This window comes from Martinezella miluonensis, from assembly GCF_900094545.1.
Lineage (GTDB): Bacteria > Pseudomonadota > Alphaproteobacteria > Rhizobiales > Rhizobiaceae > Rhizobium > Rhizobium miluonense.
Genome location: NZ_FMAH01000010.1, coordinates 118317 through 138224 on the forward strand (window position 1 = coordinate 118317; position 19908 = coordinate 138224).

27 protein-coding genes are annotated in these 19908 nt (G+C 59.6%); 15 read left to right on the plus strand and 12 right to left on the minus strand.

All coding sequences use genetic code 11. The features are described from left to right. Window positions 1–10 precede the first annotated feature (10 nt). Both tldD and GA0061102_RS11810 read right to left on the minus strand, forming a co-directional pair. Window positions 11–1426, minus strand: coding sequence for a metalloprotease TldD (gene tldD, locus GA0061102_RS11805; protein ID WP_092847089.1), 1416 nt, complete (start codon window positions 1424–1426; stop codon window positions 11–13). Window positions 1427–1489: 63 nt separating this feature from the next. After that, a complete protein-coding gene (locus tag GA0061102_RS11810) occupies window positions 1490–2104 on the minus strand; it encodes an invasion associated locus B family protein (RefSeq protein WP_092847091.1) in 615 nt (204 codons plus the stop codon). 334 nt (window positions 2105–2438) lie between these two features. On the opposite strand from GA0061102_RS11810, the gene coxB reads away from it, so the two are divergent. From coxB to GA0061102_RS11840, 6 genes are all read left to right on the plus strand, one after another. After that, window positions 2439–3329 (plus strand): cytochrome c oxidase subunit II, encoded by an 891-nt coding sequence (gene coxB / locus GA0061102_RS11815; RefSeq protein WP_092847093.1) that lies wholly within the window; start codon window positions 2439–2441, stop codon window positions 3327–3329. A 17-nt stretch (window positions 3330–3346) separates the two neighbouring features. Continuing rightward, complete coding sequence (gene ctaD, locus GA0061102_RS11820) at window positions 3347–5041, plus strand: cytochrome c oxidase subunit I (protein WP_092847095.1); 1695 nt, start codon at window positions 3347–3349, stop codon at window positions 5039–5041. 58 nt (window positions 5042–5099) lie between these two features. After that, window positions 5100–6059, plus strand: coding sequence for a heme o synthase (locus GA0061102_RS11825; RefSeq protein WP_092847097.1), 960 nt, complete (start codon window positions 5100–5102; stop codon window positions 6057–6059). Beyond that, complete coding sequence (locus tag GA0061102_RS33130) at window positions 6056–6196, plus strand: hypothetical protein (RefSeq protein ID WP_037149692.1); 141 nt, start codon at window positions 6056–6058, stop codon at window positions 6194–6196. Before GA0061102_RS11825 ends, GA0061102_RS33130 begins: the two co-directional genes overlap by 4 nt. A 9-nt stretch (window positions 6197–6205) precedes the next feature. Next, on the plus strand, window positions 6206–6817 hold the full coding sequence (locus GA0061102_RS11835) for a cytochrome c oxidase assembly protein (protein WP_092847099.1): 612 nt from the start codon (window positions 6206–6208) through the stop codon (window positions 6815–6817). Window positions 6818–6879: 62 nt separating this feature from the next. Beyond that, complete coding sequence (locus GA0061102_RS11840) at window positions 6880–7758, plus strand: cytochrome c oxidase subunit 3 (RefSeq protein ID WP_092847101.1); 879 nt, start codon at window positions 6880–6882, stop codon at window positions 7756–7758. 62 nt (window positions 7759–7820) lie between these two features. Here the strand turns inward: GA0061102_RS11840 and GA0061102_RS11845 are convergent, their stop codons facing one another. Next, window positions 7821–8474 carry a chloramphenicol phosphotransferase CPT family protein gene (locus GA0061102_RS11845; RefSeq protein ID WP_092847103.1) on the minus strand — a complete coding sequence of 218 codons (654 nt, stop codon included), beginning with the start codon at window positions 8472–8474 and terminating at the stop codon, window positions 7821–7823. A gap of 147 nt (window positions 8475–8621) precedes the next feature. Here GA0061102_RS11845 and GA0061102_RS11850 point away from each other — a divergent pair, with 147 nt between their 5' ends. The 3 genes from GA0061102_RS11850 (at window position 8622) to GA0061102_RS11860 (ending at window position 10528) form a co-directional block, all read left to right on the plus strand. Continuing rightward, window positions 8622–9041 carry a DUF983 domain-containing protein gene (locus tag GA0061102_RS11850; RefSeq protein WP_425348528.1) on the plus strand — a complete coding sequence of 140 codons (420 nt, stop codon included), beginning with the start codon at window positions 8622–8624 and terminating at the stop codon, window positions 9039–9041. Continuing rightward, window positions 9034–9795, plus strand: a complete 762-nt coding sequence (locus GA0061102_RS11855; RefSeq protein WP_092847105.1) for an SURF1 family protein — start codon at window positions 9034–9036, stop codon at window positions 9793–9795. Before GA0061102_RS11850 ends, GA0061102_RS11855 begins: the two co-directional genes overlap by 8 nt. A 406-nt stretch (window positions 9796–10201) precedes the next feature. Continuing rightward, entirely contained in the window at window positions 10202–10528 is a 327-nt protein-coding gene (locus tag GA0061102_RS11860; RefSeq protein WP_092847107.1) for an NIPSNAP family protein, read from the plus strand. Here the strand turns inward: GA0061102_RS11860 and GA0061102_RS11865 are convergent. Continuing rightward, window positions 10503–10784 carry a hypothetical protein gene (locus GA0061102_RS11865; RefSeq protein WP_092847109.1) on the minus strand — a complete coding sequence of 94 codons (282 nt, stop codon included), beginning with the start codon at window positions 10782–10784 and terminating at the stop codon, window positions 10503–10505. The two genes, GA0061102_RS11860 and GA0061102_RS11865, sit on opposite strands and share 26 nt — an antisense overlap. Window positions 10785–11020: 236 nt before the next feature. On the opposite strand from GA0061102_RS11865, the gene ispH reads away from it, so the two are divergent. Genes ispH through rnhA form a run of 3 tightly spaced genes read left to right on the plus strand, consistent with a single transcriptional unit; the run spans window position 11021 to window position 13465 of the window. After that, window positions 11021–12028 (plus strand): 4-hydroxy-3-methylbut-2-enyl diphosphate reductase, encoded by a 1008-nt coding sequence (gene ispH / locus GA0061102_RS11870; RefSeq protein ID WP_092847164.1) that lies wholly within the window; start codon window positions 11021–11023, stop codon window positions 12026–12028. A 34-nt stretch (window positions 12029–12062) separates the two neighbouring features. Then, complete coding sequence (locus tag GA0061102_RS11875) at window positions 12063–13028, plus strand: homoserine kinase (protein ID WP_092847111.1); 966 nt, start codon at window positions 12063–12065, stop codon at window positions 13026–13028. Then, window positions 13025–13465, plus strand: coding sequence for a ribonuclease HI (gene rnhA / locus GA0061102_RS11880; RefSeq protein WP_092847113.1), 441 nt, complete (start codon window positions 13025–13027; stop codon window positions 13463–13465). Before GA0061102_RS11875 ends, rnhA begins: the two co-directional genes overlap by 4 nt. Before the next feature lie 86 nt (window positions 13466–13551). Here the strand turns inward: rnhA and GA0061102_RS11885 are convergent, their stop codons facing one another. Next, the gene (locus GA0061102_RS11885) at window positions 13552–14217 is read right to left on the minus strand and encodes a YiiX/YebB-like N1pC/P60 family cysteine hydrolase (RefSeq protein WP_092847115.1); all 666 of its coding nucleotides are present in this window, start codon (window positions 14215–14217) and stop codon (window positions 13552–13554) included. A gap of 607 nt (window positions 14218–14824) precedes the next feature. Between GA0061102_RS11885 and GA0061102_RS32925 the strand changes: the two genes are divergently transcribed. Beyond that, complete coding sequence (locus tag GA0061102_RS32925) at window positions 14825–14971, plus strand: hypothetical protein (protein ID WP_159432157.1); 147 nt, start codon at window positions 14825–14827, stop codon at window positions 14969–14971. A gap of 95 nt (window positions 14972–15066) precedes the next feature. On the opposite strand, the gene GA0061102_RS11895 is transcribed toward GA0061102_RS32925, so the two are convergent. From GA0061102_RS11895 to GA0061102_RS11905, 3 genes are all read right to left on the minus strand, one after another. Beyond that, window positions 15067–15294: a hypothetical protein gene (locus GA0061102_RS11895; protein ID WP_092847123.1), complete on the minus strand. Its 228-nt coding sequence runs from the start codon at window positions 15292–15294 to the stop codon at window positions 15067–15069. A 66-nt stretch (window positions 15295–15360) separates the two neighbouring features. Continuing rightward, window positions 15361–15771 carry an SRPBCC family protein gene (locus GA0061102_RS11900; protein WP_092847125.1) on the minus strand — a complete coding sequence of 137 codons (411 nt, stop codon included), beginning with the start codon at window positions 15769–15771 and terminating at the stop codon, window positions 15361–15363. Beyond that, entirely contained in the window at window positions 15768–16091 is a 324-nt protein-coding gene (locus GA0061102_RS11905; protein ID WP_092847127.1) for an ArsR/SmtB family transcription factor, read from the minus strand. The genes GA0061102_RS11900 and GA0061102_RS11905 overlap by 4 nt, the downstream gene beginning before the upstream one ends. A gap of 223 nt (window positions 16092–16314) precedes the next feature. On the opposite strand from GA0061102_RS11905, the gene GA0061102_RS11910 reads away from it, so the two are divergent. Further along, a complete protein-coding gene (locus tag GA0061102_RS11910) occupies window positions 16315–16623 on the plus strand; it encodes a Dabb family protein (protein ID WP_092847129.1) in 309 nt (102 codons plus the stop codon). Window positions 16624–16703: 80 nt separating this feature from the next. Here the strand turns inward: GA0061102_RS11910 and GA0061102_RS11915 are convergent, their stop codons facing one another. Genes GA0061102_RS11915 through GA0061102_RS33885 form a run of 4 tightly spaced genes read right to left on the minus strand, consistent with a single transcriptional unit; the run spans window position 16704 to window position 19402 of the window. Next, on the minus strand, window positions 16704–17606 hold the full coding sequence (locus GA0061102_RS11915) for a metal ABC transporter solute-binding protein, Zn/Mn family (protein ID WP_092847131.1): 903 nt from the start codon (window positions 17604–17606) through the stop codon (window positions 16704–16706). A gap of 19 nt (window positions 17607–17625) precedes the next feature. Beyond that, on the minus strand, window positions 17626–18498 hold the full coding sequence (locus GA0061102_RS11920) for a metal ABC transporter permease (protein ID WP_092847133.1): 873 nt from the start codon (window positions 18496–18498) through the stop codon (window positions 17626–17628). Then, complete coding sequence (locus GA0061102_RS11925) at window positions 18495–19277, minus strand: metal ABC transporter ATP-binding protein (RefSeq protein ID WP_092847135.1); 783 nt, start codon at window positions 19275–19277, stop codon at window positions 18495–18497. Before GA0061102_RS11925 ends, GA0061102_RS11920 begins: the two co-directional genes overlap by 4 nt. Next, a complete protein-coding gene (locus GA0061102_RS33885; protein WP_280949819.1) occupies window positions 19274–19402 on the minus strand; it encodes a hypothetical protein in 129 nt (42 codons plus the stop codon). Before GA0061102_RS33885 ends, GA0061102_RS11925 begins: the two co-directional genes overlap by 4 nt. Before the next feature lie 270 nt (window positions 19403–19672). On the opposite strand from GA0061102_RS33885, the gene GA0061102_RS11930 reads away from it, so the two are divergent. Continuing rightward, window positions 19673–19908 (plus strand): transposase (locus GA0061102_RS11930; RefSeq protein WP_139115051.1); only part of this gene is annotated, 236 nt, incomplete at its 3' end.

Consider the following 19908-nt stretch of genomic DNA (forward strand, 5'->3'; position numbering starts at 1 on the left):
GCGGGGCGCCTTAAGCCTTGGTGCCGCCCACTGTGACCTGATCCATCCGCAGATGCGGCTGGCCCACGCCGACGGGCACCCATTGGCCGGCCTTGCCGCAATTGCCGATGCCGGTATCGAGCTTCATGTCGTTGCCGATCATCGAAACCCGCTTCATGGCCTCAGGCCCGTTGCCGATCAGCATGGCGCCCTTGATCGGAGCGCCGATCTTGCCGTTCTCGATAAGATAGGCCTCGGTGCAGCCGAAGACGAACTTGCCGGACGTTATGTCAACCTGGCCGCCGCCGAAGGAGACGGCATAGATGCCCTTCTTCACCGAGGCGATGATTTCCTCCGGTGTCTTGTCGCCGCCGAGCATATAGGTGTTGGTCATGCGCGGCATCGGCGTGTGAGCATATCCCTGGCGGCGGCCGTTGCCGGTCGCCTTCATGCCCATCAGCCGTGCGTTCTGCCGATCCTGCATATAGCCGACCAGCTTGCCGTTTTCTATCAGCACGTTATAGGCCGAAGGCGTGCCTTCATCGTCCACCGTGATGGAGCCACGGCGGTTCTCGATCGTCCCGTCATCGACGACGGTCACGCCGGGCGCGGCAACCATCTGGCCAAGCAAGCCCGCGAAGGCCGAGGTCTTCTTGCGGTTGAAATCGCCTTCCAGCCCGTGCCCGACGGCCTCGTGCAGCATGACGCCCGGCCAGCCGGAGCCAAGTACGACGTCCGTCGTGCCGGCCGGCGCATCGATCGCTTCGAGGTTGACAAGTGCCTGCCGCAGGGCCTCATCTGCGCCGCGATGCCAATTGTCCTGCGTGACGAAATCGCCGAAACCGATGCGGCCGCCCGTGCCGAAGGAACCTGCTTCCTGGCGGTCGCCGTCGCCCACGACGACTGAGATGTTGATTCGCGTCATCGGACGGATATCGCGGACGCGATGGCCATCGGCGCGAAGGATATCGACCACCTGCCAGCTTGCGGCGATGGACGCCGTCACCTGCCGCACCTTGTCGTCCTTGTTGCGCAGATAGCTGTCGATCTGCTGGAGTAGCTTTGCCTTTTCCTCGAAGGTCGGGGCACCGATCGGGTTTCCGTCGCCGTAGAGCACCTTGTTGGTGCGCTGGGGCGCAGCCGCATAGGAGCCGGCATAGCCCGAGGTAACGGCGCGCACGGCGTCGGCGGCGCGTTTCAGTGCTGCTTCTGAAAGATCGCCCGCATGGGCGTAGCCCACTGCTTCACCCGCCACGGCGCGAAGACCAAAGCCCTGCTCGGTATTAAAGCTTCCGCCCTTCATCCGGCCGTTGTCGAAGGTCAGCGATTCGGCCTGGACATGCTCGACGAAGAGCTCGCCGTCGTCGGCACCCGAAAGCGCTTCAGCCACGATGGCCCGAAGCTTCGCTTCGTCGGCGTCGAAAAGGGTAAGGAGATCGGTGTTCATGGGTCAATTGCTCCGTTCAGAGCGGATGTAGGCTTCGCACTGCGCAAGAGCAAGCCCATCCGGTCAGGGAAGGGAGTCGTAACCCTCGGCGAAGCCCTTCAGATCAACAGGAATGCCGATGCCTTCTTCCGGCGACTGGAAGACGATGAAGGTCGCCGTGGCGCCGCTGCGCAGCGTCTTCAACAGCTCATCTTCAAGCACGACTTCAGCATAGCAGCCATCGGAGAAGCAACGGACGAAATAGGCGCGGCCGATATCCTTGCCGTCGATGTTGAGGCCGAGGCCGTTCGGCAGGAGCACGCCGAGCGGCGCAAGCACGCGCAGGATCTTGGACTTGCGGTCGGCGGTCTTCAGGACAACGACGGAAAGGCCGATTTCCGGACGATCCTCGGCGATGACGTTCTGCATCAGCGCGCATTGCTCGGTCGAGGCGCCTGCCGGCTTGTCGCAGACGACGGACCATGCGCCGTGGCTCGAACGCACCGTGCCCGGCGGCTGCGGAACCTGGCTGGTGGGAACCTGTTGCGTATGAGGCTGCGGCTGGCCCTGTTGCTGGGGCTGTAGCTGCTGCGCCGGCGGCTGCGTCTGCTGTGCTTGTTGCGCCCATGCGGGCGCCGCAACTGCGGCAACGACGCTGCCGGTAACAAGCCAAAGCCGGGCGAGGGAACGAAAACCCATGGAAACCTCTAGATTCGAATCAGTGCCGCTATTGTTGAAGCCCAGGCCGGCAAATGAAAAGCCCCGGTGCTGGATTCCAATCGACTACGGCGGAAATACGACATCTACTCCATTTTGTCCGGGTGGCGCCATGGACCGCGATGCAATTTTTCGTATGATGATGAAATGCTTGCCATGTTCGGTCGGCGGAGGAGCAACTTCGCGCAAAAATGCCGCACTAACAAATGTCTTGAGTTGTTGCGGAGTACCCCAAACTGTGGTTTGAAGCGCAATGGATTGTAGGGATACTGCGTTTGAGGAAGATCTGGGATCAAACGCTGGAGGGAGAGACATCGTGATTAAGAGAGCTTACGCGGCTCTGTCGGCTCTGATCTGTCTGCTTTTTGCGACAGGCAGCTATGCCGATCAGCCGAGACCTTGGGAAATCGGTATGCAGCAGGCGGCAACCGGCAATATGCATCAAATCCGTTGGTTTGAGGCATACACGCTTTGGTTTATCATTCCGATCACGCTGCTTGTCCTCGTTCTCCTCGTGGTCGTCATGGTGAAGTTCCAGGCCTCCAAGAACCCGGTACCGTCCAAGACGAGCCATAACACGCTGATCGAGGTTATCTGGACGATTGGCCCCGTTCTCATCCTGCTGTTTCTGGCAATTCCTTCCTTCAATCTTCTCACCGACCAGCTGACCTTTCCGCAGCAGACCGACGTGACCGTCAAGGCGACTGCGACGCAATGGCAGTGGAACTATGAATATGAGAACAGCGGCGTTGCGCCGCTCGCTTTCGATTCTTTCATGCTGAAGGAGCAGGATCGCACCACGGCTGGCAAGGAAGATAAGTCGAAATATCCTCGGCTCCTCGCTGTCGATAACGAGATGGTCGTGCCCGTCGGCAAGAATGTCCGCGTTCTCGTCACGGCTGCGCCGGCTGACGTCATCCATTCCTTCGCCGTGCCGTCCTTCGGTGTCAGGATCGACGCCATTCCCGGTCGTTTGAATGAGACCTGGTTTAAGGCTGACCGCGAAGGCCTGTTCTATGGGCAATGTTCCGAGCTCTGCGGCAAGGATCACTCTTTCATGCCGATCGCAATTCGCGTTGTCTCAGACGATCAGTACAAGCAGTGGCTTGCTTCCGCTGCAACCGATCTGAACAAAGCGAATAAGGCTCTAATGGCCGCTGTCGACCAACCGGCAACCGTCAAGGTCGCCGAAAACACGGCCAAGTAAGAGGAGGGGTAGGAACAATGTCTGGATCAAAGGCACACGACGATCACTCGCACAGTCTTCAAGACGCCCATGCGCATGATGATCACCACGCCCACAAGCAGACCTTCGCCGAGCGTTGGCTGTTTTCGACGAATCACAAGGACATCGGCACGCTCTATCTGATCTTCGCGATCTTCGCGGGCGTCATCGGATTCCTCCTGTCCGTCGCCATCCGCATGGAGCTGCAGGAACCCGGCATTCAGATCTTCAGCGGTCTGGCGTCGATGGTCTACGGCTATTCGGGCGATGCTGCCATCGATGGCGGCAAGCAGATGTACAACGTCTTCGTCACCGCTCACGCGCTGATCATGATCTTCTTCATGGTCATGCCGGCTATGATCGGCGGCTTCGCCAACTGGATGGTGCCGATCATGATCGGTGCGCCTGACATGGCCTTCCCGCGCCTGAACAACATCTCCTTCTGGCTCCTCGTCCCGGCCTTCCTGCTGCTGCTCCTCTCGATGTTCGTCGAAGGGCCTGCGGGCGCTTACGGCGCGGGCGGCGGCTGGACGATGTATGTGCCCTTGTCGGGTACCGTCGGCCACCCGGGTCCGGCGATCGATCTGGTCATCTTCGCGCTGCACATCGCGGGTGCCTCCTCGATCCTCGGTGCGATCAACTTCATCACCACGATCCTGAACATGCGCGCTCCGGGCATGACGCTGCACAAGATGCCGCTGTTTGCCTGGTCGGTTCTGATCACCGCATTCCTGCTGCTCCTGTCGCTGCCGGTTCTTGCCGGCGCCATCACCATGGTGCTGACGGACCGCAACTTCGGCACGACCTTCTTCGCGCCGGAAGGCGGCGGCGATCCGCTGCTCTACCAGCACCTGTTCTGGTTCTTCGGCCATCCGGAAGTCTACATTCTGATCTTGCCCGGCTTCGGCATGATCAGCCACATCATCTCGACCTTCTCGCGCAAGCCGATCTTCGGCTACCTGGGCATGGCCTACGCCATGGTCGCGATCGGTGCCGTCGGCTTCGTCGTCTGGGCTCACCACATGTATGTGACGGGCCTCTCGCTCGATACGCAGCGCTACTTCGTCTTCGCGACGATGGTTATCGCCGTCCCGACGGGTGTGAAAATCTTTTCATGGATCGCGACGATGTGGGGCGGCTCCATCGAGTTCCGCACGCCGATGATCTGGGCGCTCGGCTTCATCTTCCTGTTCACGCTTGGCGGCGTCACCGGCGTTCAGCTCGCCAATGCCGGTCTCGACCGTGAATTGCATGCGACCTACTTCGTGGTGGCACACTTCCACTACGTACTGTCGCTCGGCGCCGTCTTTGCGATCTTCGCCGCCTGGTACTACTGGTTCCCGAAGATGACCGGCTACATGTACAATGAGCGGATCGGCAACTGGCACTTCTGGATCACCTTCATCGGTGTGAACATGGTGTTCTTCCCGCAGCACTTCCTGGGTCGTGCGGGTATGCCGCGCCGCTATATCGACTATCCGGATGCCTATGCCGGATGGAACTTCGTGTCCTCCATCGGCTCCTATGTCGCAGCCGTAGGTCTTTGCTTCTTCTTCTGGGGCGTTATAGATGCCTTCGCAAAGAAGCGCGTTGCAGGCAACAATCCCTGGGGCGAGGGCGCAACCACGCTCGAATGGCAGCTTTCGTCGCCGCCACCGCATCACCAGTGGGAAGAGCTGCCGCGCATCAAGTAGCCTGTTTCCGGACGCCGTGATAAGCGGCGTCCGTCTCAACTGAATAATTGGAAAAAGAATGACGGTCGTCGACAATCACGAAGCACTCGCAAAACAAGCCGAAAGCGGCCTGTCGGAAGCGAGCGCGCGCGATTATTTCGAGCTTTTGAAGCCGCGCGTGATGTCGCTGGTCGTCTTCACCGCCTTCACCGGTCTCGTGCTGGCCCCCGGCCATATCAATCCGGTTCTCGGCTTCATCGCCATCCTCTGCATTGCTGTCGGAGCCGGCGCATCCGGCGCGTTGAATATGTGGTACGATGCCGATATCGACGCGGTCATGAGCCGTACGGCACGCCGGCCGATCCCCTCGGGTCGCATCAGCCCGTCCGAAGCTCTGGCGTTCGGCCTGGTGCTGTCAGGCTTCTCGGTGACGATCCTCGGCCTTGCCATCAATTGGCTGTCCGCTGGCATCCTCGCTTTCACCATTTTCTTCTATGCCGTCGTCTACACGATGTGGCTGAAGCGCTCGACGCCGCAGAATATCGTCATCGGCGGTGCCGCCGGCGCCTTTCCGCCCGTTATCGGCTGGGCTTGCGTGACGGGCAGCGTCACGGTCGAGAGCATCGTTCTCTTCCTGATCATTTTCCTCTGGACCCCGGCACATTTCTGGGCGCTCGCCTTGTTCAAGATGGGCGACTACGAGGCCGTCGGCGTGCCGATGCTGCCGAACGTCGCCGGTATCCCGTCGACCAAGAACCAGATCGTCGTCTACGCCGTTCTGACCGCGATCATCGGCGTTGTGCCCACCTTCATGGGCTTTGCAAGCCTGGGTTACGGCATTGTAGCCGCAATTCTTGGCGTGATCTTCATACACTGTTCCATCGCCGTCTGGCGCATGGCCGATGGCGACGTAAAGATGGTGCCGGCAAAGAAGCTCTTCGGCTTTTCCATCTTTTATCTCTTTGCGATCTTTTCCGCGCTGCTGATCGACCGGCTTGCCGCTGTGTTGATGTCGAGCGGCGCAGGAGGCTGGCTATGATCGAGCTTGTCAAGCTGACGGAAGCGCAGAAGAAATCGCGGCGCGGGCGCAACATAGCGCTCGGCCTGGTATTGGCCGGCCTGGTGATCCTGTTCTACGCGATCACCATCATCAAGGTCGGTTCCGGACACGTTTGAGGAGGCGTGATGGAGGAGGAGGCAACAAAGAACGCAAGAACCGGCAGCCGGAACAACGGGCTGGTCGTTGCCATGTGCCTAAGCTTCGTCATCGGCATGAGCGCCATGTGCGCCGCAGCCGTGCCGCTCTATCGTCTCTTCTGTCAGGTGACGGGCTATAACGGCACGACGCAGCGCGTCGAGCAGGTGTCCAACCTTATTCTCGACAGGCGGATCCAGGTTTCCTTCGACGCCAATGTCGCACCCGGTTTGCCCTGGGGTTTCAAACCGCTGCAGAGCTCGGTGAGCCCGAAGATTGGCGAGACGATCGAGGTCAAGTTCCAGATCGAGAACAAGTCCGACAAGACGGAGCGCGGGCAGGCGATCTTCAATGTCTCGCCACTGGAAGCCGGTGTGTATTTCAACAAGGTCCAGTGCTTCTGCTTCAATGAGACGGATCTCGCGCCAGGGGAAAAGCGCGACATGTCGGTGGTTTTCTACGTCGATCCGGAGATCGCCAAGGCAGTGGAAACCAAGACGATCAACGCGCTGACACTGTCATACACCTACTACCCACGGGAAGGCGCAAAACCCGTGGCATCGAACGACGGCGCAGTGAAGCCGGCGGAAAAGAAGCTTTGATGGAGAGTGCTTTTCGGTTTGACCGGAAGCAATATGGGAAAAGTTATTCGGGGATTGCTGACATGGCCGAAGTGCATCAGAGAAAACACGACTATCACATTATCGATCCTAGCCCATGGCCGATCGTGGCGGCCTTCGGTGCCTTCGTGATTACGTTCGGCGGTGTTTGCTTCATGCGCTACCTCAACGGTGGCGCGGTGCATCTGTTCGGGATCAATTTCGCTCAGCCTTGGCTGTTCTTCATCGGTTTGGCCGTGGTCCTCTACGTCATGTACGGCTGGTGGGCAGATACGATCAAGGAAGCGCATGAAGGCGCGCATACGCGTGTCGTATCGCTGCATCTGCGCTACGGCATGATCATGTTCATCGCCTCCGAAGTGATGTTCTTCGTTGCTTGGTTCTGGGCCTATTTCGACGTCAGCCTGTTCCCGAACGAAGCGATTCAGGCATCGCGCACGGCATTCCTCGGCGGCCAGTTCCCGCCGAAGGGCATCGAGGTGCTCGATCCCTGGCACCTGCCGATCTACAACACCGTCATCCTGCTGCTGTCAGGCACCACGGTCACCTGGGCGCACCATGCGCTGCTGCATGGCGACCGCAAGGGACTGATCCAGGGCCTTACGCTCACCGTGCTGCTCGGCGCGCTGTTCTCCTGCGTGCAGGCTTACGAATATGCGCATGCGCCCTTCGCGTTCAAGAACTCGATCTATGGCGCGACCTTCTTCATGGCGACCGGTTTCCATGGCTTCCACGTTCTGATCGGCACCATCTTCCTGCTGGTCTGCCTGGTCCGCGCCATCAGGGGCGATTTCACGCCGAAGCAGCATTTCGGCTTCGAAGCGGCTGCCTGGTACTGGCATTTCGTCGACGTCGTCTGGCTTTTCCTGTTCTTCTGCATCTACATCTGGGGCAGCTGGGGCGCGCCAGTCGCAGCTGGCTGATCGGCCACGATCTTTTAAGGATAGAAGGCGGGCGTCTGGCGTCCGCCTTTTTTGCTTCTGCACTAGCCGCCGCCGGCTGCCAGCCGTTCGAATGCCGACGGACGTGGAATACCGCGCTCAAGCGCCAGCTTGATCTCTTCTGACCATGCCTGCGGGCTTTTCGTTGAAGTATCGACCTCCAGATCGTAGATGCCTGGGCGATGCACATGGTCTTGCCAGGCGACGACCGGCGGGGGAATGGGTGCGCCGGCTTCGACGGCAACATAAACGCCCTGCCTTTCCGGCCCCTCCGCCAGCCGGCGCTGCATCACCACATCAAGCGGACAGCGCACCCCGACAAAAAGGGTAGGCAATCCCGCAAGCTGCCTTGCGCAAGCGGCAAGGATGCCGAGCGGGCGCGAATAGGCGTCGTGATGCCCGAACTCGGCGACGACATTCAATCCGAGGTGGCTATGGGCGGCGATCGAGGCATAGAGTGCGGCATAGAAGCGCGGAACCAACGGCTCGAGATCGGGTCGCTCGCCGCCGGGACGCAAACCGATGCCCGGGCGATAGCGCGCCGGCGTGATGTGCCGCACATAGGCGTCGACGCCGAGATTGACCCACACGCCGTCGAATCCGGCCTGGATGGCTTCGACAATGCTCGATTTGCCAGATCGCGGCGCACCGTTCAGGATGATGATCTGGCCTGCGGTCTCGCTCTCGCCATGTTCCATGAGACAGATCCTCTTTGCTGATATCTAGGTCGGAGCAGCGATAAGTGAGCTTTTCGATTGGACGAATGGATGCATCACGGCTACTGATTATGTCAGGGGCGAGATCATGATGCTCGCCCACAATTGCAGACTGATCGAGACCGGACTTTGAGCTCAGAGCAAGACAAAAACTCCACTGAGGCGCCGCATAATGATGGTGCTCTCTTTGCACCCGTCGATCCGTTCAAGGTCGGTATCCAGGGATGCTGCCCGCGCTGCGGCCATGGCAAGCTTTTCGACGGGCTGCTGTCGATCAAGCCACGCTGCTCCGCCTGCAATCTCGATTATGCCTTCGCCGATGCGGGCGATGGTCCCGCGGTCTTTGTCATCCTGATCGTCGGCTTCATCGTCATCGGTCTGGTCCTCTGGATGCAGGTCAATTACGCGCCGCCGATCTGGGTTTACATAGTGCTGTTTGCGCCGCTGACCATCATTCTGTCGCTGCTTTCCCTGCGCTGGTGCAAGGGCATTCTGATCGCTCTGCAGTACCGCAACAATGCCGCCGAAGGGCGTATCAGCGGTGACTGAGATCGCCGTGCCTGCTCGCCGCGCCAATCCTTTGTGGCAGATCGGCAAGGCTTTGATCCTGCTTGCCGCGCTCGTCATTCTGCTGGGGCTCGGCACCTGGCAGGTCGAGCGGCTGCATTGGAAAGAGGGCCTGCTGGCCGATATCTCCGCGCGCAAGGACGCACCGGCCGTGCCGCTATCGGCGGTAGAGGCCATGGCTGCCTCCGGCGGCGACATCGAATATCGCGTCGTCACGACGCGCGGCCACTATCTCAACGACAAGGAACGGCATTTCCTCGCCACCTATGGCGACGAACCCGGCTTTTACATCTACACGCCCTTGCAGCTTGACGACGGTCGCTACGTCTTCGTCAACAGGGGTTTCGTCCCTTCTGCGGCCAAAGAGCCGGAGATGCGCAAGCAGGGACAGTTGACCGGCGAACAGAGCCTTACCGGCCTTGTGCGCGCCAGGCTCACAAGCCGGCCCGATGGCATGCCGGACAACGATCTCGTCAAGAACTTCTTCTTCTGGAAGGATCTCGACGTCATGGCATCCAGCGTCGGGCTGCCGAAGGACAAGGTGCTGCCTTTCTTCATCGACGCTGACAAGACGCCCAATCCGCGGGGCTTGCCAGTGGGCGGCGTCACCATCATCGATCTGCCGAACAATCATCTGCAATATGCGGTGACATGGTACGGGCTGGCGGTGGCGCTGGCTGCAATCGTCGCGATCTCCTGGTGGCGCAAACGTCATCCGGATGCGCCGAGCCAGTGAAATCGGCAATAGAGCTGCCAAGCGTAAGGCCGGCTACAAGCTAGATGACGCGCTTGCAATGCTGCCGGTTCTCGATGAATGGCCATCGAGATCACATCCGGCTCGCGTAGACCGGGCTCTCTCGATCAACGATGGCTGGGAACACCCTGAGAACGGCAAGGAGTGCAGATCGTAGATATGGGTGTCCCTCTTTTCAAATAAGCGCACTGCATGTCTTTGTCGCGCAACAACAGTCGCTCAATCTCATTGAGTGAACTTGAGGTCTGAGACTGGGGGATCGACCGCCTCAGCGCCAGCAACGTCGGTAACGAGGCGATAGGGAGGGCACCTTCGCTTCGCTTGACACCACCTGCTGGACGAATATAGGTGTTTCGATCACATGCAACCCCGTAACCTGGAAGTGAGCATGATATACGAACAGAGAGTTTATCTCGCCGTTCCTGGACGTCTCCCCGATTTACTTGCGCGCTTTCGAGTTCACACGCTCGGCATTTGGAAGAGGCTTGGTATCGAGCAAGCCGGATTCTGGACGACTGCTGTGGGGCCTGACAGTAACCAACTCACATACTTGCTGAGGTGGGAAAGTCTAGCTGAGCGAGAGGCGAAGTGGTCCGCATTTGTCACAGACGCTGAGTGGCGGAGTGTGAGCGCTGCCAGCGAAGCTAACGGGCCGATCATCGAACGGATAGCGAGCAGTTTCCTTTTACCTACTGACTTTTCGTCCGTTCGCTGAGCGGCTTTAGCCCAGCGGTATCGCGGGGGCACGACCGCTGATACGGCACCGCTCGATAGGCACTCTTGTGGATCACCGCGTTCGTGCCGAGCCGATTGCAATCCTTGCAGCGGAACCTGGCGCCGATCGCCCTTCCCTCCGGTGGCAGCCTGGTCATATCGATCTCGACAGACTTGTCGCATGGCGTGCAATGCACGAACAGCCGCAGACCCATGGCGATCATGCCGGCCCAAGTGGCGTTCGAATAGTTGGACATCGGTTCCGGACTCTCGACAAAATGCCTTAATGGAGCTACCTCATATCAAGAACGGATGAGGAACACAAAATGACGATCCGGTTGCCAAAATAGCTTCATTTCGACGGAATATTCGTCTAGAGCATGATCCCAACAAGTGCGCAGCGGTTTTTGGACAAGATCATGCGGACTAGATGGAGCAGGCGGCATGGGGCACTATCTATGCTCAAGCCATCGTCGCGCATTTCGGAAGAGATATGAACATAGCCGTTTCCAAACCTGACCTGACCATCCGGCTCTGCGGGCCGCGCGGCTTCTGCGCCGGCGTCGACCGCGCCATCCAGATTGTCGTGCTGGCGCTGAAGGCCTATGGCGCGCCGGTCTATGTCCGCCACGAGATCGTGCATAATCGCTATGTCGTCGAAGGTCTGGAGGCCAAGGGCGCCATCTTCGTCGAGGAACTGGACGAGATCCCGGCCGAACATCGCGCTCAGCCCGTCGTCTTCTCCGCCCATGGCGTGCCGAAATCGGTGCCGGCCGATGCCGATGCACGCAATCTCTTCTATCTCGATGCGACGTGCCCGCTGGTCTCCAAGGTCCACAAGCAGGCCATGCGCCACAATCGCCTTGGCCGCCACGTCGTCCTGATTGGCCATGCCGGGCATCCCGAGGTGATCGGCACCATGGGGCAATTGCCCGAAGGTGCGGTCTCGCTGATCGAAACGGTCGAGGATGCCGATGCCTACGAGCCCGCCGATCCCGATAATCTCGGCTTCGTCACGCAGACGACGCTGTCAGTCGACGACACCGCCGGCGTGATTGCAAAGCTGCAGGAGCGCTTCCCCAATCTCACGGCGCCGGCCGCCGATTCGATCTGCTATGCCACGACCAATCGCCAGGAAGTGGTGAAGGAGGCGGCTCCGGGCTGCGATCTCTTCATCGTCGTCGGCGCCCCGAATTCCTCGAATTCCAAGCGTCTCGTCGAAGTGGCGCTGCGGGCAGGGGCAACAAAATCGGTGCTTGTCCAGCGCGCTTCGGAGATCGATTGGGATAATATCGGCGATATCCGAACCGTCGGCCTTTCGGCTGGTGCATCTGCGCCGGAAGTTATCGTCAACGAGATCATCGAAGCGTTCCGTGCCCGCTACAATGCTGTTGTGGAGCTTGCCGAGACCGTCAAGGAAACCGAGAATTTCCTCGTCAATCGCGAGCTGCGCAGCATTGAGCTGACGACCGCTGACATGGCTTTCGTCAACGGCGAATGACCGATCCCTAAGTGCCCAAGCGCAGGACTATTTCGTGGCTGTTTATACCGATATTACCGAAGACGATCTGAAGTGGTTCCTGACGGAATACGAGGTCGGCGAATTGCTTTCCTACAAGGGCATTGCCGAGGGGGTCGAGAATTCGAACTTCCTGCTGCACACGACGCGTGATCCACTCATCCTGACGCTCTATGAGAAGCGCGTCGACAAGGGCGACCTGCCGTTTTTCCTGGGGTTGATGCAGCATCTGGCAAGCCGCGGCCTGTCCTGCCCGCTGCCGCTGCCGCGCCGTGACGGCGCTTTGCTCGGCCATCTCTCCGGTCGTCCGGCCGCGCTGATCTCCTTCCTCGAAGGCATGTGGTTGCGCAAGCCCGATGCCAATCATTGTCGCGAAGTCGGCAAGGCGCTGGCCGCCATGCATGTCGCCAGCGAAGGGTTTGAAATCCGCCGCCCGAACGCGCTGTCGGTCGAAGGCTGGCAGCTCCTCTGGGAAAAGTCTGAGGCGCGCGCCGATGAAGTCGAAGCCGGCCTGCAGGACGAGATCCGCAGCGAGCTCAATTTCCTCGGAAAGCATTGGCCGAAGAACTTGCCCGAAGGCGTCATCCATGCCGATCTTTTCCCGGACAATGTCTTCTTCCTCGGCGACAAGCTGTCGGGCCTGATCGATTTCTATTTCGCCTGCAACGATCAGCTCGCCTATGACGTCTCGATCTGCCTCAATGCCTGGTGCTTCGAGAAGGATCATGCCTACAACATCACCAAGGGCAAGGCGCTGCTGGAAGGCTATCAGAGCGTGCGGCCGATGAGTGCAGCCGAGATTACCGCGCTGCCGACGCTGGCCCGCGGCTCGGCGCTGCGCTTCTTCTTGACGCGCCTTTATGATTGGCTGACGACGCCGGCCGGTGCTCTTGTCACCAAGAAAGACCCGATCGAATATCTGCGCAAGCTGCGCTTCCACCGCCAGATCGCCTCATCAGCCGAATATGGGCTGCAGGCATGAAGCACATCGATATTTTCACCGACGGCGCCTGCTCGGGCAATCCCGGTCCCGGCGGCTGGGGAGCCGTGCTTCGCTATGGCGAGGTGGAGAAGGAGCTTTGCGGCGGCGAGGCGGACACCACCAACAACCGCATGGAGTTGATGGCGGCCATATCGGCCCTCGGCGCACTGAAGGCGCCTTGCGAAGTCGATCTCTACACCGACAGCGTTTACGTCAAAGACGGCATCACCAAATGGATCTTTGGCTGGAAGAAGAACGGCTGGAAGACATCAGACAAGAAGCCGGTGAAGAATGCCGAGCTGTGGCAGGCGCTCGATGAGGCCTATAACAGGCACAAGGTGACGCTGCATTGGGTCAAGGGCCATGCCGGGCATCCCGAGAACGAGCGGGCCGACGAGCTGGCGCGCAAGGGCATGGAGCCGTTTAAACGGAAGTAGGGGCGGTTGTCTTCGCTATTCGCCCAGATTTTCTCTGGCGGGGTTATTTCGGTTGTCGATCCCATCGACGCCAAGCATCGCACCCATCACAGCGGATAGTTCGAGTAAATCATTTTTAGATTTGGATCGTTGGCAATGCTGATCGGAGTCACCAGGCTCTGGTTGAGGATGTATTGATAGCACTGGTCGAAATCGTAACCGCGCTCTGTGCATTCGCTGTCGCGCTGCCATCGCGACTGAACCAGCTTCCTGACAAGCATGTTGTCGATATTTAGCGCCGATATTTTCTGCGTCTTGCCGATCTCGATCCCCACAGCCTTGTAGGCGAGATAGGGCAGCTCGCTGCAGTAGATCGCATCGTTGTTGAAGGAGAAGAACAGGTCGTAGGGCTTGCCATATAGCGTGCGGGAGTAAGACAGGAGCTGTTGTGCCATTTCAGGCGTGAGGCGTTGATCACGATAGATCGCAACCCGCTTCAGCAAGCCGCGGCTGACCCAGGCCTTTAACGGCGTTTCCTTGACCTTCGCGGCCGCTTCGATGACGGTGATGACGCCATGGTCATTCTTCACGATGCCCATATGCGAAAAGGTCGAACCGGTCGCGAATATGATGGCGCCCGATTGGCTGCTAGTCGACGTCTGAAAAATCAGATCACCATCGTTAAGCGGCGGATAGTCGCCGCCCACCGAGGCATAGAGCGTTCCTGCGATAAGACAAGCACACAAGAGCGCAATTGCCACCAGCTTCTTCATGCCATCCCCGGAGCCGATTGAAAGCTTTCGATCAATTTGCCTTTCACAAGACTTCTTCACCCTGAAAGATGGCGTCTGGAAGGCCGATGATGAAATAGATGACGATATGAGCTGCAATCCGAGCGAGTGCCAGCAGGTAGGCCCTCCGTCCAAACAAGACTGCGAACAAGCAGCCGGTGAAGAAAGCCGAGCTGCGATAAGCGCTCGATGCGGCCTATGGCTGCCACAAGGCGATGCTGCCCTTGATCAAAGGTCATGGCCCAGTCCATTTTTCGCTTTTTGGTTCTATCGACCGAGCCGAGGGAAGCGTAGCTCTTGGCTGTTCCAATTCCGCGAGAGCCAACATGATCTTCAGGCATATCGAAGACGCCAACCCCCATCTTGAACGCGTCCAGCGACAGCAGCAGGATGGATATCGCCTGGTCCTATCAAGCCGGTGCCGGCCAGATCACGGAAGAAACCCCGCTTCAGGAGGGCGCGACCGTGATCAGAAGGCTTGAAGCCCTCACCCTCACGACCCCAGGCATTGCCGGCGCGGTTTTGCGATATGGCCTGCTTTATGGACCGGGGACCGGCTGTGATGTGCCGATCGGAGCTATAACCCTGCATGTGGATGATGCCGCGCGCCGCCTTGCTTGCCGTGAAAACCTTATTGATCCGCGTCTTCAACGTGGTCGAGGATGGCGACCCGGTTTCGAACGCGAGGGCGAAATCGATGCTGGGTTGGCATCAGCTCAAGCGGGCTGGCGAATAGCCAATCACTGCCCGCGCTGTTGCATGAATGGTCGAGGCCGTGTCCGCTACTTGGGGACACGGCCATCTGTCAGCTGTCTTTGGCAACTGGCTAAGTCATCCCCGTTCAGCGATACCATGTGAACTTCGCCTTGCGGAGGTGTAGGGCAGCGCAAACATGTATAGGCCGCTGAACAGCAGCAGGAAGAGCGGCGGCAGTGGTGAGTAAACCACCCAAGGCGGTGGCGTGCCGATCGCCATTGCGACGAAATTGGCGATAACCGTCACCGTAAAGATGATGGAAAGCCAACGATGGACCTGCCGAATATACTTGCTCCAATTCATCTTGCCTCCTCCAAAGGCGAGCCGATTTGCTCTTGCTTCTCGTTGTTCTGATAGGTCGATCGGATGTCAGTCCGGGCGCGCCAAAACCTGATCCAGGTTTGCGAAGAATTTCTGCCAGCCATATTGGGCGCCGACATAGGCCTGTTGCTGATCAGGCCGGAAGCCGGATTGCTCCATGCGCAGGCGGGTTCCCGTGCCTGTCGGTGTTAGAGTCCAGACGACGACGCTCTCCAGGCCATAGGCATCCCATGTGTAGGAGAGGGTCTTATTCGGCTCGACTTCCAGAACGCGGCAGTCGACGGAGCCCCATTCGGCGCTGAGCTTGAAACGATGATCCACACTTGGCTTGAAGTCGTTCTTCATGAGCCATTCCTCGATTAGATGCGGCTGGGTCAGCGCGCGCCAGATCTTTTCCGGCGGAAAGGCGACCTCCCGCTCGACAACGACGGAGCGGATCTCGGTTGACGTATCGTTCATTGGTCCATCCTTCTGAGTAGATCTTCAAGGTCGTCGAACCGGCTCTCCCAGAACCCGGTCATCTCATTTGTCCAGTCGGTCAGTGGCGCCAGGGCTGCAAGCTGCGCGCTGTAATGCGTCTGCCGGCCTTCCGGGCGATCGCGCACCAGGCCGGCACGCTTCAGGGCGGCAAGATGCTTTGAGACGACGGGCTGGGACACTCCAGCCCGAGCCGTCAGCGCCGCGACAGTCTTTTCACCTTCACGGCACAGCCTCTCGAAAATGGCCCGGCGCGTCGGATCGGCAAGCGTCCGGAACAGCAAGTCATGCGCATTCGACATTTCAATTCATACCTCACCGGCTATGAATTAACGTATAGCTGCCGAGCTATGAATAAGTCAAGCCGGGATGTTCACATCAAGGAAACCATTGCCGCTCTTGCGGGAAGGGGAGCTATCTCTCGACAACATTCATTGCCGGTAAAAATGCGATGCTCGTGGCGTGGCGTCTTGCCCCTCACTCCTTTCCCTCTATGCTGCCCCAAACACCCAGGGAGGCTGACTCATGATCCTGCATTGCGTTTTTCTTCGGCTCAAATCCGCCATGACACAGGATGAGAAGCGGGCGCTCTTCGAATCCGTCGTCGCCTTGCAGAAGGTCATTCCCGGCATCGTCGATGTGAAATATGGGCCGAATGTTTCGCCGGAGGGGCTGCATGGCGGCTTCGTCGATGGCTTTGCCGTGACGTTCGAGAGCCCGGAAGCGCGCGATGCCTATCTCGTCCATCCAGATCATGTCGCCGTCGGTGAGAGGATCGTCTCTTCGACGGACGGCGGCTTGGCTGGCATTCTCGTCTTCGATCTCAATATTTAAGCAGAGTGGCTTCAGGCACGCAGGTCGCAGGTGAAACAGTCCTGCGACCCGGTTTGTTTACTGCTTGCCCGATCTTCGGCTTAGCTCGACTTCGCCATCGCCGCAGCTATCTGGTCAACGTTATAACGGAACATTTTCTCGTACGTCGAAGCCGGTCCGTTGGCCTTTGAAAGCGACTCGACATAGAGCTCGCCGCCAGGCTCCGCGCCGGTCGCCTTGGCAACCTGCTTGACCAGGCGCGGATCGTTCGAGTTTTCGAAGAAGTAGGTCTTCACATGCTCGGTCTTGATCTGCTCGATCAGCTTGGCGACGTTGGCGGCCGAGGCTTCGGTCTCGGTGGAAACGCCGAGAGGCGACAGGAAGCTGACCTTGTATTCACGGCCGAAATATCCGAAGGCGTCGTGGCTGGTCAGCACCTTGCGGCGGTCTTCCGGGATCTTGTCGAACTTGCTGTGCGCATAGGCGTCAAGCTCGGTCAGCACCTTGGTATAGCGCTCGGCATTGGCCTTGAAATCGGCAGCGTCGGCCGGGTCGGCAGCGGATAGAGCCTTTTCGATATTGCCGACCCAGACCTTCACGTTGACCGGGCTGTTCCACACATGCGGATCGATGACCGTCTTGCCATCATCGACCATGGTGCGGGTATTGATGCATTCAGAGGCAACGACGGGCGATCCCTTATAGCCCGATGCGATGATCAGCCGGTCCATCCAGCCTTCCAGCCCTTCGCCGCTGACGAAGACGACCTTGGCGGCATTCAACGTCTTGGCATCGGCAGGGGAGGGCTCAAATTCATGGGGGTCGCCATTCGGGCCGACGAGGCTCGACACCTTCACATGGTCGCCGCCGACATGCTTGACGACATCGGCAAGCACGGTGAAGGAAGCGACGACATTCAACGTTTCGGCCGAGGCGGGGGCAGCGACGCCAAAGGCGATGAAGGCCGATGCCGCGGCTGAGAGAAGCAGTCTCTGTTTGTTCATGCGAGTCTCCTTGTTCGGATTAGCCCCGGAGATGGGGACGGGGGAAGAACCGCCGGGCAAGGCCCGAGGGTGCGAAGAGAATGGAGAAGCCGTAGATCACGCTGGCGGTAATGATGATGGTTGGCCCCGACGCGAATTCGAGGTGGTAGGAGGCGATAAGGCCGATATAGCCTGACACCGCCGCCGTTCCCGTCGCGATCGCCATCATCGCGGGCAAGCTGCGCGACCAGAGCTGCGCCACGGCCGCCGGCAGCATCATCAGCCCGACGGCCATCAGCGTGCCGAGCGCCTGAAAGCTGGCGACGAGATTGAGCACGACGAGCAGCAGGAAGAGGAAGTGATAGACAGGCCCGCGGCCGCCAACGGCGCGCAGGAAGCCGGGGTCGAAGCATTCCATCACGAGCGGTCGATAGATGACCGCAAGCGCCAGCAGCGTGACGGTCGTGATCGCGCCGATCTGGTAGAGGGCGGGCGCATCGATCGCCAGAATGGTGCCGAAGAGCACATGCAGCAGATCGATGTTGGAACCGCGCAGCGACACGATGAGAACGCCGAGCGCGAGGGATGTGAGATAGAAGCTGGCGAAGCTCGCATCCTCCTGCAGCACCGTCATGCGGCTGACGAGGCCGGACAGCAGCGCCACCGAAAGGCCGGCCACCAGCCCGCCGAGCCCCATGGCCGTCAGCGACAGCGAGCCGGCGATAAGATAGCCGATGGCCGCACCCGGCAACACGGCATGGCTCATGGCATCGCCCATCAGGCTCATGCGCCTGAGCATCAGGAACACGCCGATCGGGCCGGAGCCAAGACCGAGGCAGAGGCAGGCGACAAGCGCTCGCCGCATGAAGCCATAATCCGCAAAGGGCGCGAGGAAAATATCGTAGGCGGTCATTCGGCCGGCTCCCGCTTCGCCAAGCTACCGTCGTCCTGCTCGCCTTCGGCCAAGCATTCTTCCGCTGCCTCATCCCAGCGTTCGGCCATTGCGCGCGCCTTGATGAGGTTTGCCGCGCTCATCACCGCCTGCGTCTGCCCCCAGCCGACGAGCTCGCGGGCGATCAGCAGCGTCTCGGGAAAATGCGCGCGCACCTGCTCGAAATCATGCAGCACGGCGATGACGGTCCGCCCCTCTCTATTCCAGCGAAGAACGAGGTCGAGTAGGTCGCGCGTCGTGCGCTGGTCGATGGCGGTGAAGGGTTCGTCGAGCAAGATGACGCGCGCATCCTGCAGCAGCAGCCGCGCAAAGAGCACGCGCTGGAACTGCCCGGCCGAAAGCGAGCCGATATGCCGGTTTTCGAAGCCGGAGAGCCCGACGATGCCAAGCGCCTCGCGCGCCCGTTCTGCATCCTTGCGCGAAAACTGGCCGAAAGCGCCGGCATTCTTCCAGGCGCCGAGCATGACGGTATCGGCGACCGAAATCGGAAAGCGGCGATTGATATCCGCCGCCTGCGGCAGATAGCCGAAATCATTGCGTGCCAGTGCCCCGCGATCGATCGACCCCTCCGCCGGCCGCAATTCGCCGACGATCGCCTTGAGCAAAGTCGATTTGCCGGCCCCGTTCGGCCCGGCGATCGCCGTCAGGCTGCCAGCGGCAAAGCCGCCCGAAATATGGTGCACGGCGGGATGACGCTCGTAGGTGACGGTGAGGTTGCTGAGGCGGATCAGGTCGCTCATGCCAAGGCCACCGCCCAGCCGATGGCCGCCCAAAGCACGGCTATGCCGACGGCGACATAGGCAAGGCGCATCAAGGCGGAGCGCCCCATCAGGGAGGACGCGAAGGGATCATGGTCGAATGGCATTCTCGGGGCTTTCATTTATGTAATAACATTACATGTTGTAGCCGAGGGAATGTGTCGAAAAAGAGGCGGCAGGTGGAATGAGTGTGGCTGGCGATAGCAGGAGGTGAATTAGAGAGCTAGGCGACCAGTGCGTATCGAGCCCGATCCGATCCGATCGGATCGAAGATCCTGCAAGCGTGCAAAAACAGCAAAGGGCGCCGTCGACAGCCTGTGTGAGAAGTCCGGCAAATCAATTAAGGTGGCCGCATTGGAAACGATGCGGCCATTTTCATGGGATACATTTCAGGGACTGATCGGGGTCAGACGTCGCTGTTGCCAGCCCGGATCGAGGATTACGTTGCGGCAGATGCTGCGGTGCGGGTGATCGATGCCTTTGTCGATGGGCTTGATGTTGCGCAGCTCGGATTCAGGCGAGCGGTTGAGGCCTCGACAGGTCGTCCCCCCTACGATCCGCGTGATCTGCTGAAGCTCTACATCTACGGCTATTTCAACGAGGTGCGCTCCTC

Coding starts and splice junctions, on each gene's coding strand:
- GA0061102_RS11840 (WP_092847101.1), top strand. CDS start 6,880: ATGGCCGAAGTGCATCAGAGAAAACACGACTATCACATTATCGATCCT.
- GA0061102_RS11895 (WP_092847123.1), bottom strand. CDS start 15,294: ATGAATTGGAGCAAGTATATTCGGCAGGTCCATCGTTGGCTTTCCATC.
- ispH (WP_092847164.1), top strand. CDS start 11,021: ATGAACATAGCCGTTTCCAAACCTGACCTGACCATCCGGCTCTGCGGG.
- GA0061102_RS11835 (WP_092847099.1), top strand. CDS start 6,206: ATGGAGGAGGAGGCAACAAAGAACGCAAGAACCGGCAGCCGGAACAAC.
- GA0061102_RS11865 (WP_092847109.1), bottom strand. CDS start 10,784: ATGTCCAACTATTCGAACGCCACTTGGGCCGGCATGATCGCCATGGGT.
- GA0061102_RS11905 (WP_092847127.1), bottom strand. CDS start 16,091: ATGTCGAATGCGCATGACTTGCTGTTCCGGACGCTTGCCGATCCGACG.
- GA0061102_RS33130 (WP_037149692.1), top strand. CDS start 6,056: ATGATCGAGCTTGTCAAGCTGACGGAAGCGCAGAAGAAATCGCGGCGC.
- GA0061102_RS32925 (WP_159432157.1), top strand. CDS start 14,825: ATGTGGATGATGCCGCGCGCCGCCTTGCTTGCCGTGAAAACCTTATTG.
- rnhA (WP_092847113.1), top strand. CDS start 13,025: ATGAAGCACATCGATATTTTCACCGACGGCGCCTGCTCGGGCAATCCC.
- GA0061102_RS11915 (WP_092847131.1), bottom strand. CDS start 17,606: ATGAACAAACAGAGACTGCTTCTCTCAGCCGCGGCATCGGCCTTCATC.
- GA0061102_RS11825 (WP_092847097.1), top strand. CDS start 5,100: ATGACGGTCGTCGACAATCACGAAGCACTCGCAAAACAAGCCGAAAGC.
- GA0061102_RS11810 (WP_092847091.1), bottom strand. CDS start 2,104: ATGGGTTTTCGTTCCCTCGCCCGGCTTTGGCTTGTTACCGGCAGCGTC.
- GA0061102_RS11910 (WP_092847129.1), top strand. CDS start 16,315: ATGATCCTGCATTGCGTTTTTCTTCGGCTCAAATCCGCCATGACACAG.
- GA0061102_RS11885 (WP_092847115.1), bottom strand. CDS start 14,217: ATGAAGAAGCTGGTGGCAATTGCGCTCTTGTGTGCTTGTCTTATCGCA.
- GA0061102_RS11845 (WP_092847103.1), bottom strand. CDS start 8,474: ATGGAACATGGCGAGAGCGAGACCGCAGGCCAGATCATCATCCTGAAC.
- ctaD (WP_092847095.1), top strand. CDS start 3,347: ATGTCTGGATCAAAGGCACACGACGATCACTCGCACAGTCTTCAAGAC.
- tldD (WP_092847089.1), bottom strand. CDS start 1,426: ATGAACACCGATCTCCTTACCCTTTTCGACGCCGACGAAGCGAAGCTT.
- GA0061102_RS11900 (WP_092847125.1), bottom strand. CDS start 15,771: ATGAACGATACGTCAACCGAGATCCGCTCCGTCGTTGTCGAGCGGGAG.
- GA0061102_RS11920 (WP_092847133.1), bottom strand. CDS start 18,498: ATGACCGCCTACGATATTTTCCTCGCGCCCTTTGCGGATTATGGCTTC.
- GA0061102_RS11860 (WP_092847107.1), top strand. CDS start 10,202: ATGATATACGAACAGAGAGTTTATCTCGCCGTTCCTGGACGTCTCCCC.
- GA0061102_RS11925 (WP_092847135.1), bottom strand. CDS start 19,277: ATGAGCGACCTGATCCGCCTCAGCAACCTCACCGTCACCTACGAGCGT.
- GA0061102_RS33885 (WP_280949819.1), bottom strand. CDS start 19,402: ATGCCATTCGACCATGATCCCTTCGCGTCCTCCCTGATGGGGCGCTCC.